The following is a 13,000-nucleotide window of genomic DNA, read 5'->3' as shown; positions in this document are numbered from 1 at the left end:
CGCCGGCCTCGGCCTGACCCAGCTGGCGAAGCGGACCGGTCGCCGGACCGGCGCCGGAGCGCGGTTCGTGCAGGTCGTGGGCGTCGGCGTGCTGCTCACGGCGGTCGTCGCCGGGTTCTTCGCGCTGTGGGATTCGGCGCTGCCGCTCGACGCCGGCGTGCTCGGCTTCGTCTTCCTCGCCGCGACGGCGTTCGCGGCGGTGCAAGCCGGGCTGCTGCGCCTGCTCGGCCTGCGCGCGATGGCCGTGCTCGGACCGCTGTACCTGGTCGCGCCCGCGGTCGCCGGCCAGGTGCCGGAGCTGCTGAACCCGGCCTACCGCACGCTGCTGTGGTCGTGGACGCCGTTCCGCTTTTCGACCGAGGGCCTGCGCAGCCTGCTGCAGGGCGTGCCGGACGCGCCCGACGTCACGACCGGGCTGTGGGTACTGGGCGCGCTGCTGGCCGCGGGCCTGGTGGTGACGCTGTGGCCGTCAGCCCGCGAGCAGGCTGAACCGCACCTTGCGGACCGGGTTGTCGAGGTTGGTGTCCACTAGGCAGATCGACTGCCAGGTGCCCAGCGCGAGCACGCCACCCAGCACCGGGATCGTCGCGTACGGCGGCACCAGCGCCGGGAGCACGTGGTCACGGCCGTGACCCGGGCTCCCGTGCCGGTGCCGCCAGCGGCCGTCGCGGGGGAGGAGCTCGTCGAGCGCGGTCAGCAGGTCTTCGTCGCTGCCGGCGCCGGTCTCGAGGATCGCCAGCCCGGCCGTGGCGTGCGGCACCCAGACGTGCAGCAGCCCGTCGGCCGCGTCCGCGTCGCGCAGGAAGGCCTCGGCTTCGTGGGTGAGGTCGTGGACGACGGCGGCGGAGCCGGTGCGGACCTCGATCTCGGTGGAGTACATGGCTCCAGCGTAAGGCTCAGGAGTCGAGGTAGCGCAGCACCGCCAGCACCCGGCGATTGTCCCCTTCGGACGGTGGCAGGCCGAGCTTGCCGAAGATCGACGTCACGTACTTCTCCACGGAACCGGCCGACAGGAACAGCTTCGCCGCGATCGCGGAGTTCGACCGGCCTTCGGCCATCAGGCCCAGCACTTCGCGTTCGCGCGGGGTGAGGCCGCCCAGTGCGTCCGTCTGGCGCGTCGCGGAAAACAGCTGGCTGACGACTTCGGGGTCGAGCACCGTTTCGCCGTCCGCGACGCGGCGCAACGCGTCCAGGAAGTCCGACACCTCCGCGACGCGGTCCTTGAGCAGGTAGCCGACGCCGCCGGCGCGGTCGGCCAGCAGCTGCGCCGCGTACTTCGTCTCGACGTACTGGGAGAACAGCAGGATCGCGCAGCCCGGCAGCTCGCCGCGCAGGGCGATCGCGGCCCGCAGGCCTTCGTCGGTGTGCGTCGGCGGCATCCGGATGTCCACAATGGACACGTCAGGCGTGTGGCTTTCGACGGCGGTCCGCAGCGCGTCGGCGTCCTTCACCGCGGCGACGACCTCGTGACCCCGGAAGGTCAGCAACTCGACGAGGCCTTGGCGCAGGATGGTGGAGTCCTCCGCGATGACGATCCGCATGCCGCGACCCTAGCGGGGCAGCGGCACCCGTGCGATCACTTCGGTCGGGCCACCCGCCGGGCTCGTGACGGAGAGCTCACCGTCGACCGTCCGCAGCCGTTCGGCGACGCCGGCCAGGCCGCCACCGGGCACGATCCGGGCGCCGCCGCCCCCGTCGTCGCGCACCCGCAGCCACAGGACGTCGCGGTCCTCCGTGACTTCGACGGACGTCGTCCCGCCGTGCTTCGCGGCGTTGGTGAGCAGCTCGGCGGCACTGAAGTAGACGATCGTCTCCAGCGACGGCGGCGGCCGGCGCGGCAGGTGCACGCTGACCCGCGCGTCGATCCCCGACGTCGCGACGAGCGTGGCGAGCGCGACGTCGAGACCCGCGTCCAGCGCGGCGGGGTGGATGCCGCGGGCGAGGTCGCGCAGCTCGGTCAACGCCTGCTTCGCGTTGGTGTGCGCGGCCGTGACCAGCTCTTTGACCTGCGGCAGGTCGACGCCTTCGAGCTCCTCCTTGGCCAGGCCGAGCTTCATCGACAGCGCGACGAGCTGCGCTTGGGCACCGTCGTGGAGGTCGCGTTCGATGCGCCGCAGCCGCAGGGCGGCGTCCTCGACCGCGGTCGCGCGGCTCGCTTCGAGGTCGCGGACCCGTTCGGACAGCACGCGTTCGCCGAGCAGGCCGACGACCATCAGCCGGTCGAGCGCGGTGAAGGCGTGCGTCACCCACGGCAGCACCACGAGCACCAGCAGCCCCGACGCAGACCAGGCGAGCGCGCCCGGCCAGTGTTCGGCGCGGATGTCGAAGACCGGCAGCTCCCGCTCGCCGAGCGGGAACCAGAAGACGGCGAACGTCGTCGCGGTCACCCCGTAGACTGACGCGACGGCGACGGAGAACAGGCCCGCGATCGTCAGCGGGAGGCGCAGCAGCAGGTAGCCGGCCGTGCGCCAGCCCGCCGGGTCGCCGACGCGCGCCTTCACCCAGCTCCAGAGCCCGGGCTTCAGCTCGGGACGGCGCGGGGCGGGGACGCTCACCCCGAGGAGGGCCTTCGCGAGGCCGCGGTGGGCGGCGCCGAGGGCGCGGGCGTAGAGCAGCGCGCCGGCGAGGACGAGGAAGCCGAGCAGGACCGGGGTCAGCCAGAGGCCGGCGAAGACGACGACGAGGAAGGTGAAGAGGGAGAACAGGCTGAGCGGGCCGGCGAGCCACAGCCAGGCGTACTCGGCCCAGAAGTCCCGCGCCGCGAGGGGGCCGAAGACCCGGCGGACGAGGTGGGGGCGGGGTAGGTCGAGGCTGGTCACGGGTTCAGTTTCGCCTGGGCGGGCGGTGGTGCCCATCCGGTTTTCCCCCGGGGCGGGGGCGGGGAAGCGCCCGTGCGGGACGTCTCACGACCTCGGGGGCGGGAATCGGCCGGGTCGCTCGGCCAGCGTGCGTCGCGGATCGGCCCGGCGGCTCACTCGGCCGGCGACCTCGCGAATGACTCATCGGGAACCTCAGAGATCGCGAATGAGCCCTTCGCGACCTGCCGGAGACCGGCGCCGAAGCGACGCAGACGACGGCCCGCGGGGGCGCCCCCCGTCTTCCACTCTACCGGCGACCACCGACAATCCCGGGCCGCGAAAGCCGCGAAGGCCACCTCGGGGAACTCGAGGTGGCCTTCACGAACGCCGGGTCACGGGGTGTCCGGGTCGTCCTCCCGGGCACGCTGTGCCGCTTCGCGCATCTCGATGACGTCCGTGAGCCAGTCGCCCGTCTCGCGGGCGATGTCGCGGATCGCGCCGGTGATGATCGAAGCTATGTTGCCGACGTGCGTCGCGGCTGATTCGGTGATCACCTGCAGGGTGTCCTTGTCTCGTTCGAACTGGCCCACCATGTCACCCTCACGCTGCTCGGAGCTGCCGGTCGGGTTCCACGGTAACCGGTGACGGCGACGAAGGGAGGGCGAGCTTCACGATCTTCTTCGCGACCGACCAGAGCTGCTTGCGCAGCGGCCCCGTGTGGTACGGCAGGCCGTACTTCTCGCAGATCGCGCGCACCTCGCCCGCGATCTGCGGGTAGCGGCGCGCCGGGATGTCGGGGAACAGGTGGTGCTCGATCTGGTGGGACAGGTTGCCGCTCATGATGTGGAACAGCGGGCCGCCCGAAATGTTCGCCGAGCCGAGGATCTGGCGGAGGTACCACTGGCCGCGCGATTCCGAAGCTGTCTCCTCCTCGGTGAAGCTTTCGACGTCCGCCGGGAAGTGGCCGCAGAAGATGATCGCGAACGCCCACAGGTTGCGGGTCAGGTTCGCCGTCGCGTTGCCGAGGAACGTCAGCGGCGCCAGCGGGCCGGTCAGCAGCGGGAACAGGACGTAGTCCTTGCCGATCTGCCGCGACGCCTTCCGCACGATCTTCTTCAGCACCGGCACGTTGTCGGCCCACGACCGCGTGCCCTTGACGACGTTCTCGACCTCGAGGTCGTGCAGCATGACGCCCCACTGGAAGAACAGCGCCAGCAGCGTCGCGTACACCGGGTTGCCCAGGTAGTACGGGTGCCACTTCTGGGCGGTGTCCATCCGCAGGATGCCGTAGCCGACGTCGCGGTCCTTGTCGACGATGTTGGTGTACGTGTGGTGGATGTAGTTGTGCGAGTGCCGCCAGTTCTCCGCCGGCGCCACCGTGTCCCACTCGAAGCGCTGCGAGCTCAGCGCCGGGTCGCGCGTCCAGTCGTACTGGCCGTGCATGACGTTGTGGCCGATCTCCATGTTGTCGAGGATCTTCGCGACCGACAGCGCGCCGACGCCGGCGAGCCACGCGGGCGGGAAGAACCCGGCGAACAGCAGCGCGCGCCCGGCGACTTCCAGGCCGCGCTGGGTTTTGATGATGTTGTGGATGTAGTCGACGTCCTCCTGGCCGAGGTCGTCGACGATCCGCTGGCGCAGCGCGTCGAGCTCGCGGCCGAACTCCTCGACCTGTTCCGGGGTCAGGCGGTCCTGCAGACCGGTCATGGCTGTCTCCTTAAGCGTCGATCTCGACGTCCCCGACCGGGACGGAGATGCAGAGCTGGATTTCTTCGTCTTCGTCGCCGGAGATCTCGCCGGTGCGCGCGTTGCGGACGCGTCCGGCGGTCTTCAGCTGGGTGCAGGAGAAGCAGATGCCCATCCGGCAGCCGTGCTCCGGCGAGAGCCCGGCTTCCTCGGCCTGCTCCAGCAACGGCTTCCCCGAGTTCGCGCACTCCCGCCCGCTGCGCTTGAAGCGCACCTGGCCTTCGGCGTTCTCCGTGTCGAAGGTCAACGCCGGCGGCGTGAACTCTTCGGTGTGCACGCGTTCACCCAGCTGCTCGCGGACGGCGTCCATCAGCGGCTTCGGGCCGCAGACGAACGCTTCGGCGTCGCGGAACCACGGTGCGACCTGCTCGAGGTGCTCCGGCGTGAAGAAGCCGCGCAGTTCGCCGCCCTTCGTGTGGGTGTAGGCGTGCACGACCCGCAGGCCGGGGTGCCGCGCGGCGAGTTCGGCCAGTTCGCCGCGGTACAGCGCGTCGGCCGGGCCGTTCGAGTACTGCACGAACACGATCTCGCCGGCGTGGCCCTCGTCGACCAGGGTGCGGGCCATCGCGAGCACCGGCGTGATGCCACTGCCGCCCGCGATCAGCAGCACGCGGTCGGGCCGGGCGGCGGGCAGCGTGAACGCACCGTCCGGAGTGGACAGGTTGACCACCGAGCCGACGCCGATCGCGCGGTTGAGGTGGCCGGACACCAGGCCCTGCTCCTTGACCGTGAACTCCAGCTCGCCGTCGTACTGCGAACCGCACGGCGAATAGCACCGCGTGCGCCGGACGCCGTCGATCTCCACCTGCAGGCGGACGTACTGGCCGGCGGTGAAGCCCGGCCACGCGCGGCTCGGCCGCACCGTGAGGGTGACGCTGTCCGGCGTCTGCTTGCGCACCGCCGTGACCAGCCCGCGGATCTCGCGGCGGACCAGCATCGGGTCGACGAGCTCCAGGTACCGGTCCATCCCGTGCGGCGTCAGCAGCGCCTCGGCCAGCGAGGCGAGGCTGCGCACCCGCCGGGGGATGAGCGCCGTCATCTGTCCTCCTCGGTTACAGTGAACGACTGTACACTGAACAGTGCACTGCAGGAGTGGAGCCGCTGTCAACGCGGAGAGGTGAGGATGTGACGTGAGCAACGCGGTGGACACCCGTACGCTGGAGGTCGTGTCCGAAGACCCGCTGGCGCCGGTGAGCCGACAGGAGCGCAAGCAACGCACGCGCCAGGCGTTGCTGGACACCGCCTTGGAGCTGCTGGCGGACCGCCCGTTCGCCACGCTTTCCCTGCGCGAGGTCGCGAAGGGCGCCGGGCTGGTGCCGACGGCGTTCTACCGGCACTTCGCCACGATGGAGGAACTCGGCGTCGCGCTCGTCGAAGAAGCGACGCGCACGCTGCGCGGCATGATGCGCTCGGCCCGCACCGACCCGGACACCTACCAGGGGATGATCAGCGCCTCGGTGGCCACGGTGCACCAATTCGTGCGGGCCAACGAGGACCATTTCCGGTTCCTGACCCGCGAGCGCTACGGCGGCGGGCCGCTCGCCCGCGCCATCGCCGTCGAACTGCGGATGTTCTCCGGTGATCTCGCCATCGACCTCGCCCGGTTCACCCCGCTGCGCTCGTGGAGCACCGAAGACCTGCACATGCTGGCCGACTTGATCGTTTCCGTGATGATCACGACGACCGTCGAACTGCTGGAAGCCCGCCCAGGTGAAGACGCGAAAATCACCGGAACGGCGGAAAAACGGCTGCGGTTGATCCTGCTCGGCATCCCGCACTGGAAAACTCGCTGAACGTTTCCCGCACGGCGTTCGTATTTCCCGGCAGAACCCCGAGACTTGCGACTCACGTCACTGGGGACTGTCGGTCCGGCGTGGTACAACCCTCGGATCGTGCCTCGCCGATGAGGAGGTCGTGTGACGGACAGCGAACAGAGTCAGCAGCTCACCGTGGGTGTGGTGACCGAGTCACGCCCCGGGGAGCGCCGGGTGGCCGTGGTGCCCAAGCTGGTCGGGAGGCTGGCGCAGCGAGGGCTGCGCGTGGTCGTCGAACCGGGCGCCGGGGCCAGGGCCCACCTGAGTGACGACGCGTACACCCAAGCGGGCGCCGAACTCGGCGACGCGTGGGGCGCGCAGATCGTCGTGAAGGTCAACCCGCCCACGCCGGACGAGGTCGCGAAGCTGAGCCGGGGTTCCGTGCTCGTCGGCTTCCTGGACCCGCGCGGCAATCCCGACGGGCTGGCGAAGCTCGAAGAAGCGGGCCTGCGCGCCTTCGCGATGGAGGCGATCCCGCGGATCTCCCGGGCGCAGGCGATGGACGCGCTGTCGTCGCAGGCCAGCATCGGCGGCTACCGCGCCGTGCTGCTCGCGGCGCAGAAGCTGCCGCGCTTCTTCCCGATGCTCACCACCGCGGCGGGCACCGTCCCGCCGGCCAAGGTGCTGGTGCTCGGCGCCGGCGTCGCCGGCCTGCAGGCACTCGCCACGGCCAAGCGGCTCGGCGCGCAGACCACCGGTTACGACGTCCGGCCCGAGGTCGCCGAGCAGGTCAAGTCGCTCGGCGCGCAGTTCCTCGACCTCGGCATCGAGGCGGTCGGCGAAGGCGGGTACGCCCGCGAGCTGACGCCGGAAGAGCGCGAGGAGCAGCAGCGGCGGCTCACCGAGGCCATCACGAAGTTCGACGTCGTGATCACCACCGCGCTGGTGCCGGGCCGCAAGGCGCCGACCCTGGTCACCGCGGACGCCGTCAAGGGCATGCCCGCCGGGTCGGTCGTGGTCGACCTCGCGGGTGAAACCGGCGGGAACTGCGAGCTGACCAAGCCGGGCGAGGACGTCGTGGAGCACGACGTCACCATCTCGTCCCCGCTCAACCTGCCCGCCGAAATGCCTTCGCACGCCAGCGAGCTGTACGCGCGCAACGTCACCGAGCTGCTGGAACTGCTCGTGACGAAGGAAGGCGCGCTGGAGCTGAACTTCGAAGACGAGATCGTCGCCGGTGCCTGCGTGGCCGGGCGCGAAGGGAGCCCGTCGTGAGTCCCCTGGTGCAGAACCTCGCGGTGCTCGTGCTCGCCGGGTTCGTCGGCTTCGCCGTCATCTCGAAGGTCCCCAACACCCTGCACACCCCGCTGATGTCGGGCACCAACGCCATCCACGGCATCGTGCTGCTGGGCGGCCTGGTCGTGCTCGGCCTCGGCGTCGACGGCGTCTTCAACAAGATCCTGCTGGTGATCGCGATCGCCTTCGGCACGATCAACGTCGTCGGCGGGTTCCTGGTCACCGACCGGATGCTGTCGATGTTCAAGGGCAAGAAACCCGCTCCGGCCGATGAGGAGGAGACGAAGTGACCGACTTCATCGCGATCCTCTACATCATCGCGTTCGCCCTCTTCATCTACGGCCTGATGGGCCTCACCGGCCCGCGCACCGCCGTCCGCGGCAACTGGATCGCCGCGGTCGGCATGGGCATCGCCGTCATCGCCACCCTGCTCACCCCCGGCATGGGCAACTGGGTGCTCATCGCCCTCGGCGTCGGGATCGGCGTGGTCGTCGGCGTGCCGTCGGCGCGCAAGGTGAAGATGACCGCGATGCCGCAGATGGTGGCGCTGTTCAACGGCGTCGGCGGCGGCGCGGTCGCGCTCATCGCGTGGGTGGAGTTCAACTCGACCGACGGTTACGCGCACGAACCGGCGTACATCGCGATCGCGTCCCTGTTCGCCGCGATCATCGGGTCGATCTCCTTCTGGGGCTCGAACGTCGCGTTCGGCAAGCTGCAGGAACTGATCAGCGGCCGCCCGATCACCATGGGCAAGCTGCAGCAACCGGTCAACGCGCTGCTCCTGCTGGTCGCGCTCGGCTGCGCGGTGGCCATCATCGCCGGCGGCGACTCGTGGCTGCTGATCGTCGGGCTGCTCGTCGCGGCGGGTGTCCTCGGCCTCACCGTCGTGCTGCCGATCGGCGGCGCGGACATGCCAGTCGTCATCTCGCTGCTCAACGCCTTCACCGGCCTCTCGGCCGCGGCGATGGGCCTGGCGCTGGACAACACGGCGCTGATCGTGGCGGGCATGATCGTCGGGGCGTCCGGTTCGATCCTGACCAACCTGATGGCCAAGGCGATGAACCGGTCCATCCCGGCGATCGTCGCGGGCGGTTTCGGCGGCGGGCCGGCGATCTCGGCAGGCGGCGGCGCCAAGGAAGAGCGCCCGGTGCGCTCGACCAGCGCGGCCGACACCGCGATCCAGATGGCCTACGCCAGCAAGGTCGTCGTGGTGCCCGGGTACGGCATGGCCGTGGCGCAGGCGCAGCACACCGTCCGCGAGATGGCGAAGCTCCTGGAGTCGAAGGGCATCACGGTCGCCTACGCCATCCACCCGGTCGCCGGCCGGATGCCCGGGCACATGAACGTGCTGCTCGCCGAGGCCGACGTGCCGTACGAGCAGCTCAAGGAGATGGACGAGATCAACTCGGAGTTCGCCCAGACCGACGTCGCGCTCGTGATCGGCGCGAACGACGTCACGAACCCGGCCGCGCAGACCGACCCGAGCTCGCCGATCTACGGGATGCCGATCCTCAAGGTCAACGAAAGCCGGTCCGTGATCGTCTTGAAACGTGGCATGAGCTCCGGCTTCGCGGGCATCGACAACGACCTGTTCTACGATCCGAAGACCAGCATGCTCTTCGGGGACGCCAAGTCGTCGGTGGGCGAGATCGTGGAGGAACTCAAGGCGTTATGACAGCCGGGTCGGATGTGCGTGCGGCGTTCACCGACCCCGCCGAGAACCTCGCGTTCGACGAAGCGCTCCTCCGGGTTGCGCCCGAGTCACCGGTGCTGTGGCTCTGGCGCAACCCGGTTTGCGTCGTGGTGGGGCGCGGGCAGCGGATCGCGCGCGAGGTGCGCGTTCCGGAATGTGAGCGCGACGGCGTCCCGGTGCTGCGGCGGGCCAGCGGCGGCGGCACCGTCTTCCACGACCCGGGCAACCTGAACGTCACGCTGGTGCTGCCCGGCCCGGCCGACCGGCCGCTGGAGGCGCTCGGCCAGGTGATGAGCGCCGCCGTCGACCACCTCGGCCTGGTGCCGCGGATCGGCGACCGCGGGCTGTTCGTCGGCGAGGCGAAGCTGTGCGGGTTCGCCGTGTTCCGCACGAAGACCGGGCTGCTGGCCCACTCGACGTTGCTGGTCGAGACCTCCGCGGCGCTCGTCGGCCGCTACCTGACGAGCGCGCCGCCGGACCCGCGGCCGCTCGATTCCCACCGCAGCCCGGTGGCGTCGCTGGCCGAGCACGGCATCCGGCCCGGCTTCCCGGCGGTCGAGGCCGCGGTGCGGGCGGCGGCTTCGCAGATCCTCGGGACGTTCGTGCCGCGCCCGCCGACGTCGGCCGAACGGGACCGGCAGCGGGCGTTGCTGCACACCCGCTACCACTACCCGTCGTGGCACGCGGACGGCGCCCAGCGCGCCGCGTGACCTCTGTCTACTGTGGACTTACTCGGCGGCCGAGAACGTGACGCCGGGCACCTTCCGCGACGTCGCGCGCGTGGTCTTCTTCGGCTCCGCGGCCTTCCGGGCACGGGTGGTCTTCGCCGGTTCGGCCTTCGCCGCGACCGGCTTCGCTTTGGCGGCGGCCTTCGGCGCGGCCTTGGTGGCCGTCGCCTTCGTGGTCGTTGCCCTCGTGGTCTTCGCTGCGGCCTTCGCACGCGGCCGCTTCGCGCCCGGCACGATCCGCGGGCGGCGCTTGCGGCCCCCGGTGCGGCGGCCGGCGTCGGCGTAGCGCTGCAGGAGCTCGCGCAGCGCGTCGGCGTTGGCGAAGGAGAGGTCGATGTCGTAGTCGATGCCGTCCAGCCCGAACCCGACCGTTTCCGCGGCGGCCTCGCCGGTCAGATCGTCCAGCACCCGCACAGCCGTGTTCTTGGCCACGACAACCTCCCGTGCTCTTCGGGCGCACCGGGGTCGACGGCACCCGGTGCCGCCGATAGACCTTGCAGCTTCTCGTGACGAGGATAGCTGCTGGCTTGCGTGATCCCGCGCGGTGGTGTGCGCTGAACCCATGGCTGCACAGACTTTTGACGTAGTGGTGATCGGCGCGGGTCCGGTGGGGGAGGTGGCCGCCGAACGGGCGGCCCGCGGCGGGCTGAAGGTCGCCCTCGTCGAGCACGAACGCTTCGGCGGCGAGTGCTCGTACTGGGCCTGCATCCCGAGCAAGGCGTTGCTGCGGCCGGGAAATCTCCTCGCCGCCGCCAAGCGCGTGCCCGGCGTGCCGGTCGGCGACCGGATCGACCCGGCGGCCGTCTTCGCCCGCCGTGACTGGTTCACCGGCAAGGGCGACGATTCGGGACAGGTCGACTGGGCGCGCGGCGTGGGCATCGAACCGGTCCGCGGGCACGGCGCGATCACCGGTGAGCGGGAGGTGACCGTCGACGGCGACCGTGTGCTGACCGCGCGGCACGCGGTGATCGTGTGCACCGGAAGCGTGCCGAACACGCCGAAGATCCCGGGCCTCGACACGATCCGGCCGTGGGGTTCGCGCGAAGCGACGTCGGCGGAGTCGGTGCCGGCGCGGCTCGGCGTCCTCGGCGGCGGGGTGGTCGGCGTCGAGATGGCGCAGGCGTTCGCCTCGCTCGGCTCGGAAGTCCACCTCGTGATCACCGGCGAGCGCCCGTTGCCGCGCAACGCGCACTTCGCCGGCGACCTCGTGCTGCACGGGCTGCGCGAAGCCGGGGTGTTCGTGCACACCGAGTCGGGCGTCGAGCGGGTCGTCGCCGGGAAGTCCGGCACCGAGCTGACGCTGAAGGACGGCGAAACGCTCGTCGTCGACGAATTCCTGGTCGCGACCGGGCGCCGTCCGGCCACCGCGAAGCTCGGCCTGGAGACGCTCGGCGTCGAGCCGGGCTCCGCGCTGGAGGTCGACGACACCGGCCGGGTGTCCGCAGTGGACGGTGGCTGGCTGTACGCGGCGGGCGACGTCACCGGCCGCGCCCCGCTGACCCACCAGGGCAAGTACGGCGCCCGCGCGGCGGGTGACACCGTGGCGGCGCTGGCCGCGGGCAAGCCGGTCTCGACGGAGGCGTGGAGCCCGTTCACCGCCACGGCCGACCACCACGCCGTGCCGCAGGTCGTGTTCACCGACCCGGAGGTCGCGGCGGTCGGCCTGGCGGACGCGCGGCCGGGCTCGGCCGACCGGGTCGTCGACATCGACATCGCGGTGGCGGGCTCGTCGCTGCACGCGGACGGCTACACCGGCAAGGCCCGGATCGTCGTCGACACCGAGCGGAACGTGCTGCTCGGCGTGACGTTCGTCGGACAGGACGTCTCGGAGCTGGTGCACTCGGCGACCATCGCGATCGTCGGGGAGGTGCCGCTCGACCGGCTGTGGCACGCGGTGCCGTCGTTCCCGACGATCAGCGAGGTGTGGCTGCGGCTGCTCGAGGCCTACGGGCTCTGAGTCACCGCGCGGGCAGGTCCAGCGCCGCCTTGGCGGCGCGGGCCAGGCCGGGATCGTCCGGAGTGGACGGTCCCGGCGCCCAGACGGCCTGCACCAGCCGCACGGACGTGCCTTCGAGCTTCGAGGCGTAGGCGGCGTTGTCGAACCGCGGCGGCGCGGTGTCGCCCCACTTGCCGGTCTCGGTGGCGAGGTCGAGGATCCCGCCCCCGCCGGGCGTGTCCGCGACGGCCTTGAAGGCGGCCGCCTGCGAGGCGTCGGGGAACTCGACGATCCCGACGGTGACGGCCCCGGGCCGCCCGTCGACGGTGGCGGCGTAGCTGGCCCGCCGCACCCCGGCGCAGCTGGTCTGCTGCAGGCTGGCTTGGGCATCCCCGAAGGCGTGCGACGCACACCGCTGATCGGCGTCGGCAGCGCGCAGCGCGAACTGCAGGCTCTGCGTGGGAGCAGCGGTTGTCGAACTGACGGGCGGCGGCTGCGTGGCGGGCGTGGGCGGCCCGGTCGGCACGGCGTCGGTGTCATCCCCGGTGGTGGCGACGGCGATCGCGGCGACGACCAGCAGAACGAGCAGCCCGATTGCGGCGAGGGGCAGCCAGCGGACGGTGCGGGAGGTGCTTTCGGGCTGGGGTGCCGGCTGGACGGGTTCTCGCGGGTGCGGCGAGGGTGGGGTGCGGAGGCGTTCGGTGCGCTCGGTGTCCGGGGTGGACGGTCCGGGCTCACCCGGCTGGGTGAGGCGGGGCGGTTTGGTGCCGGGGAAGACCGGTGCGGGGAGGACTTCGGTGCGTTCGGCGTCCTCGGGTGCGGTTTCCGGGGGCGGGGCGGCTTGGGGGAGCGCGATTTCGATGGCGAGGGGAAGCTTCGGCCCCGATGCGGCCTTGGCGGATGCGGGTTCGGGAGCGGCCGAGGGTTCCGGCTTGGGTGCGGCGGCGGGCTCGGCGGGAGGCGTGGGCTCGGGCGCGGCTGCGGGTTTGGCGGGAGGTTCCGGCTCGGCCGCGGCTTGGGTGGGCGCTGCGGCAGCAGCGGGCGGTTCC

At 71.4% G+C, this 13,000-nt stretch carries 13 protein-coding genes and 2 pseudogenes; 7 read left to right on the top strand and 8 right to left on the bottom strand.

Going from position 1 to position 13,000, the window contains the following annotated elements; all coding sequences use genetic code 11:
- Window positions 1–532 (top strand): annotated as a pseudogene (locus G3I65_RS37275) (ABC transporter permease); the annotation flags it as partial.
- Here G3I65_RS37275 and G3I65_RS37270 read toward each other — a convergent pair.
- The 6 genes from G3I65_RS37270 to G3I65_RS37245 all read right to left on the bottom strand — a co-directional run bounded on the left by G3I65_RS37270 (window position 470) and on the right by G3I65_RS37245 (window position 5,583).
- A complete protein-coding gene (locus tag G3I65_RS37270; protein WP_160700248.1) occupies window positions 470–880 on the bottom strand; it encodes a secondary thiamine-phosphate synthase enzyme YjbQ in 411 nt (136 codons plus the stop codon). The pseudogene G3I65_RS37275 and the gene G3I65_RS37270 sit on opposite strands and share 63 nt — an antisense overlap.
- A gap of 16 nt (window positions 881–896) precedes the next feature.
- On the bottom strand, window positions 897–1,541 hold the full coding sequence (locus tag G3I65_RS37265) for a response regulator transcription factor (protein WP_125306195.1): 645 nt from the start codon (window positions 1,539–1,541) through the stop codon (window positions 897–899).
- A gap of 9 nt (window positions 1,542–1,550) precedes the next feature.
- A complete protein-coding gene (locus G3I65_RS37260; RefSeq protein WP_160700247.1) occupies window positions 1,551–2,855 on the bottom strand; it encodes a sensor domain-containing protein in 1,305 nt (434 codons plus the stop codon).
- Window positions 2,856–3,190: 335 nt separating this feature from the next.
- On the bottom strand, window positions 3,191–3,391 hold the full coding sequence (locus tag G3I65_RS37255) for a hypothetical protein (protein WP_086859936.1): 201 nt from the start codon (window positions 3,389–3,391) through the stop codon (window positions 3,191–3,193).
- Window positions 3,392–3,398: 7 nt separating this feature from the next.
- Complete coding sequence (locus tag G3I65_RS37250) at window positions 3,399–4,505, bottom strand: acyl-CoA desaturase (protein WP_160700246.1); 1,107 nt, start codon at window positions 4,503–4,505, stop codon at window positions 3,399–3,401.
- Window positions 4,506–4,515: 10 nt separating this feature from the next.
- Window positions 4,516–5,583 carry a ferredoxin reductase gene (locus G3I65_RS37245; RefSeq protein ID WP_160700245.1) on the bottom strand — a complete coding sequence of 356 codons (1,068 nt, stop codon included), beginning with the start codon at window positions 5,581–5,583 and terminating at the stop codon, window positions 4,516–4,518.
- Between the two features lie 91 nt (window positions 5,584–5,674).
- Between G3I65_RS37245 and G3I65_RS37240 the strand changes: the two genes are divergently transcribed.
- The 5 genes from G3I65_RS37240 to G3I65_RS37220 all read left to right on the top strand — a co-directional run bounded on the left by G3I65_RS37240 (window position 5,675) and on the right by G3I65_RS37220 (window position 9,997).
- On the top strand, window positions 5,675–6,337 hold the full coding sequence (locus tag G3I65_RS37240) for a TetR family transcriptional regulator (protein ID WP_160700244.1): 663 nt from the start codon (window positions 5,675–5,677) through the stop codon (window positions 6,335–6,337).
- A gap of 123 nt (window positions 6,338–6,460) precedes the next feature.
- Window positions 6,461–7,573 (top strand): Re/Si-specific NAD(P)(+) transhydrogenase subunit alpha, encoded by a 1,113-nt coding sequence (locus G3I65_RS37235; RefSeq protein WP_160700243.1) that lies wholly within the window; start codon window positions 6,461–6,463, stop codon window positions 7,571–7,573.
- A 5-nt stretch (window positions 7,574–7,578) separates the two neighbouring features.
- Entirely contained in the window at window positions 7,579–7,884 is a 306-nt protein-coding gene (locus G3I65_RS37230) for an NAD(P) transhydrogenase subunit alpha (RefSeq protein ID WP_043776145.1), read from the top strand.
- On the top strand, window positions 7,881–9,269 hold the full coding sequence (locus G3I65_RS37225) for an NAD(P)(+) transhydrogenase (Re/Si-specific) subunit beta (RefSeq protein WP_160700242.1): 1,389 nt from the start codon (window positions 7,881–7,883) through the stop codon (window positions 9,267–9,269). The genes G3I65_RS37230 and G3I65_RS37225 overlap by 4 nt, the downstream gene beginning before the upstream one ends.
- The gene (locus G3I65_RS37220) at window positions 9,266–9,997 is read left to right on the top strand and encodes a lipoate--protein ligase family protein (protein WP_160700241.1); all 732 of its coding nucleotides are present in this window, start codon (window positions 9,266–9,268) and stop codon (window positions 9,995–9,997) included. The genes G3I65_RS37225 and G3I65_RS37220 overlap by 4 nt, the downstream gene beginning before the upstream one ends.
- Before the next feature lie 18 nt (window positions 9,998–10,015).
- Here the strand turns inward: G3I65_RS37220 and G3I65_RS37215 are convergent, their stop codons facing one another.
- Entirely contained in the window at window positions 10,016–10,447 is a 432-nt protein-coding gene (locus G3I65_RS37215) for a histone-like nucleoid-structuring protein Lsr2 (protein WP_309235914.1), read from the bottom strand.
- Between the two features lie 130 nt (window positions 10,448–10,577).
- Here G3I65_RS37215 and G3I65_RS37210 point away from each other — a divergent pair, with 130 nt between their 5' ends.
- Entirely contained in the window at window positions 10,578–11,972 is a 1,395-nt protein-coding gene (locus G3I65_RS37210; protein WP_166641055.1) for an NAD(P)/FAD-dependent oxidoreductase, read from the top strand.
- Between the two features lies 1 nt (window position 11,973).
- Here G3I65_RS37210 and G3I65_RS37205 read toward each other — a convergent pair.
- Window positions 11,974–13,000, bottom strand: a pseudogene (locus G3I65_RS37205) (hypothetical protein); the annotation flags it as partial.

The organism is Amycolatopsis sp. SID8362 (assembly GCF_010550475.1).
GTDB classification, from domain to species: Bacteria; Actinomycetota; Actinomycetes; order Mycobacteriales; family Pseudonocardiaceae; genus Amycolatopsis; species Amycolatopsis eburnea.
This window is presented reverse-complemented; position numbering and strand designations above follow the sequence as displayed.

Excerpts from the sequence above, each read along its gene's own strand:
- G3I65_RS37245 (WP_160700245.1), bottom strand. The coding sequence starts at position 5,583 with ATGACGGCGCTCATCCCCCGGCGGGTGCGCAGCCTCGCCTCGCTGGCC.
- G3I65_RS37250 (WP_160700246.1), bottom strand. The coding sequence starts at position 4,505 with ATGACCGGTCTGCAGGACCGCCTGACCCCGGAACAGGTCGAGGAGTTC.
- G3I65_RS37260 (WP_160700247.1), bottom strand. The coding sequence starts at position 2,855 with ATGGGCACCACCGCCCGCCCAGGCGAAACTGAACCCGTGACCAGCCTC.
- G3I65_RS37220 (WP_160700241.1), top strand. The coding sequence starts at position 9,266 with ATGACAGCCGGGTCGGATGTGCGTGCGGCGTTCACCGACCCCGCCGAG.
- G3I65_RS37210 (WP_166641055.1), top strand. The coding sequence starts at position 10,578 with ATGGCTGCACAGACTTTTGACGTAGTGGTGATCGGCGCGGGTCCGGTG.
- G3I65_RS37265 (WP_125306195.1), bottom strand. The coding sequence starts at position 1,541 with ATGCGGATCGTCATCGCGGAGGACTCCACCATCCTGCGCCAAGGCCTC.
- G3I65_RS37270 (WP_160700248.1), bottom strand. The coding sequence starts at position 880 with ATGTACTCCACCGAGATCGAGGTCCGCACCGGCTCCGCCGCCGTCGTC.
- G3I65_RS37255 (WP_086859936.1), bottom strand. The coding sequence starts at position 3,391 with ATGGTGGGCCAGTTCGAACGAGACAAGGACACCCTGCAGGTGATCACC.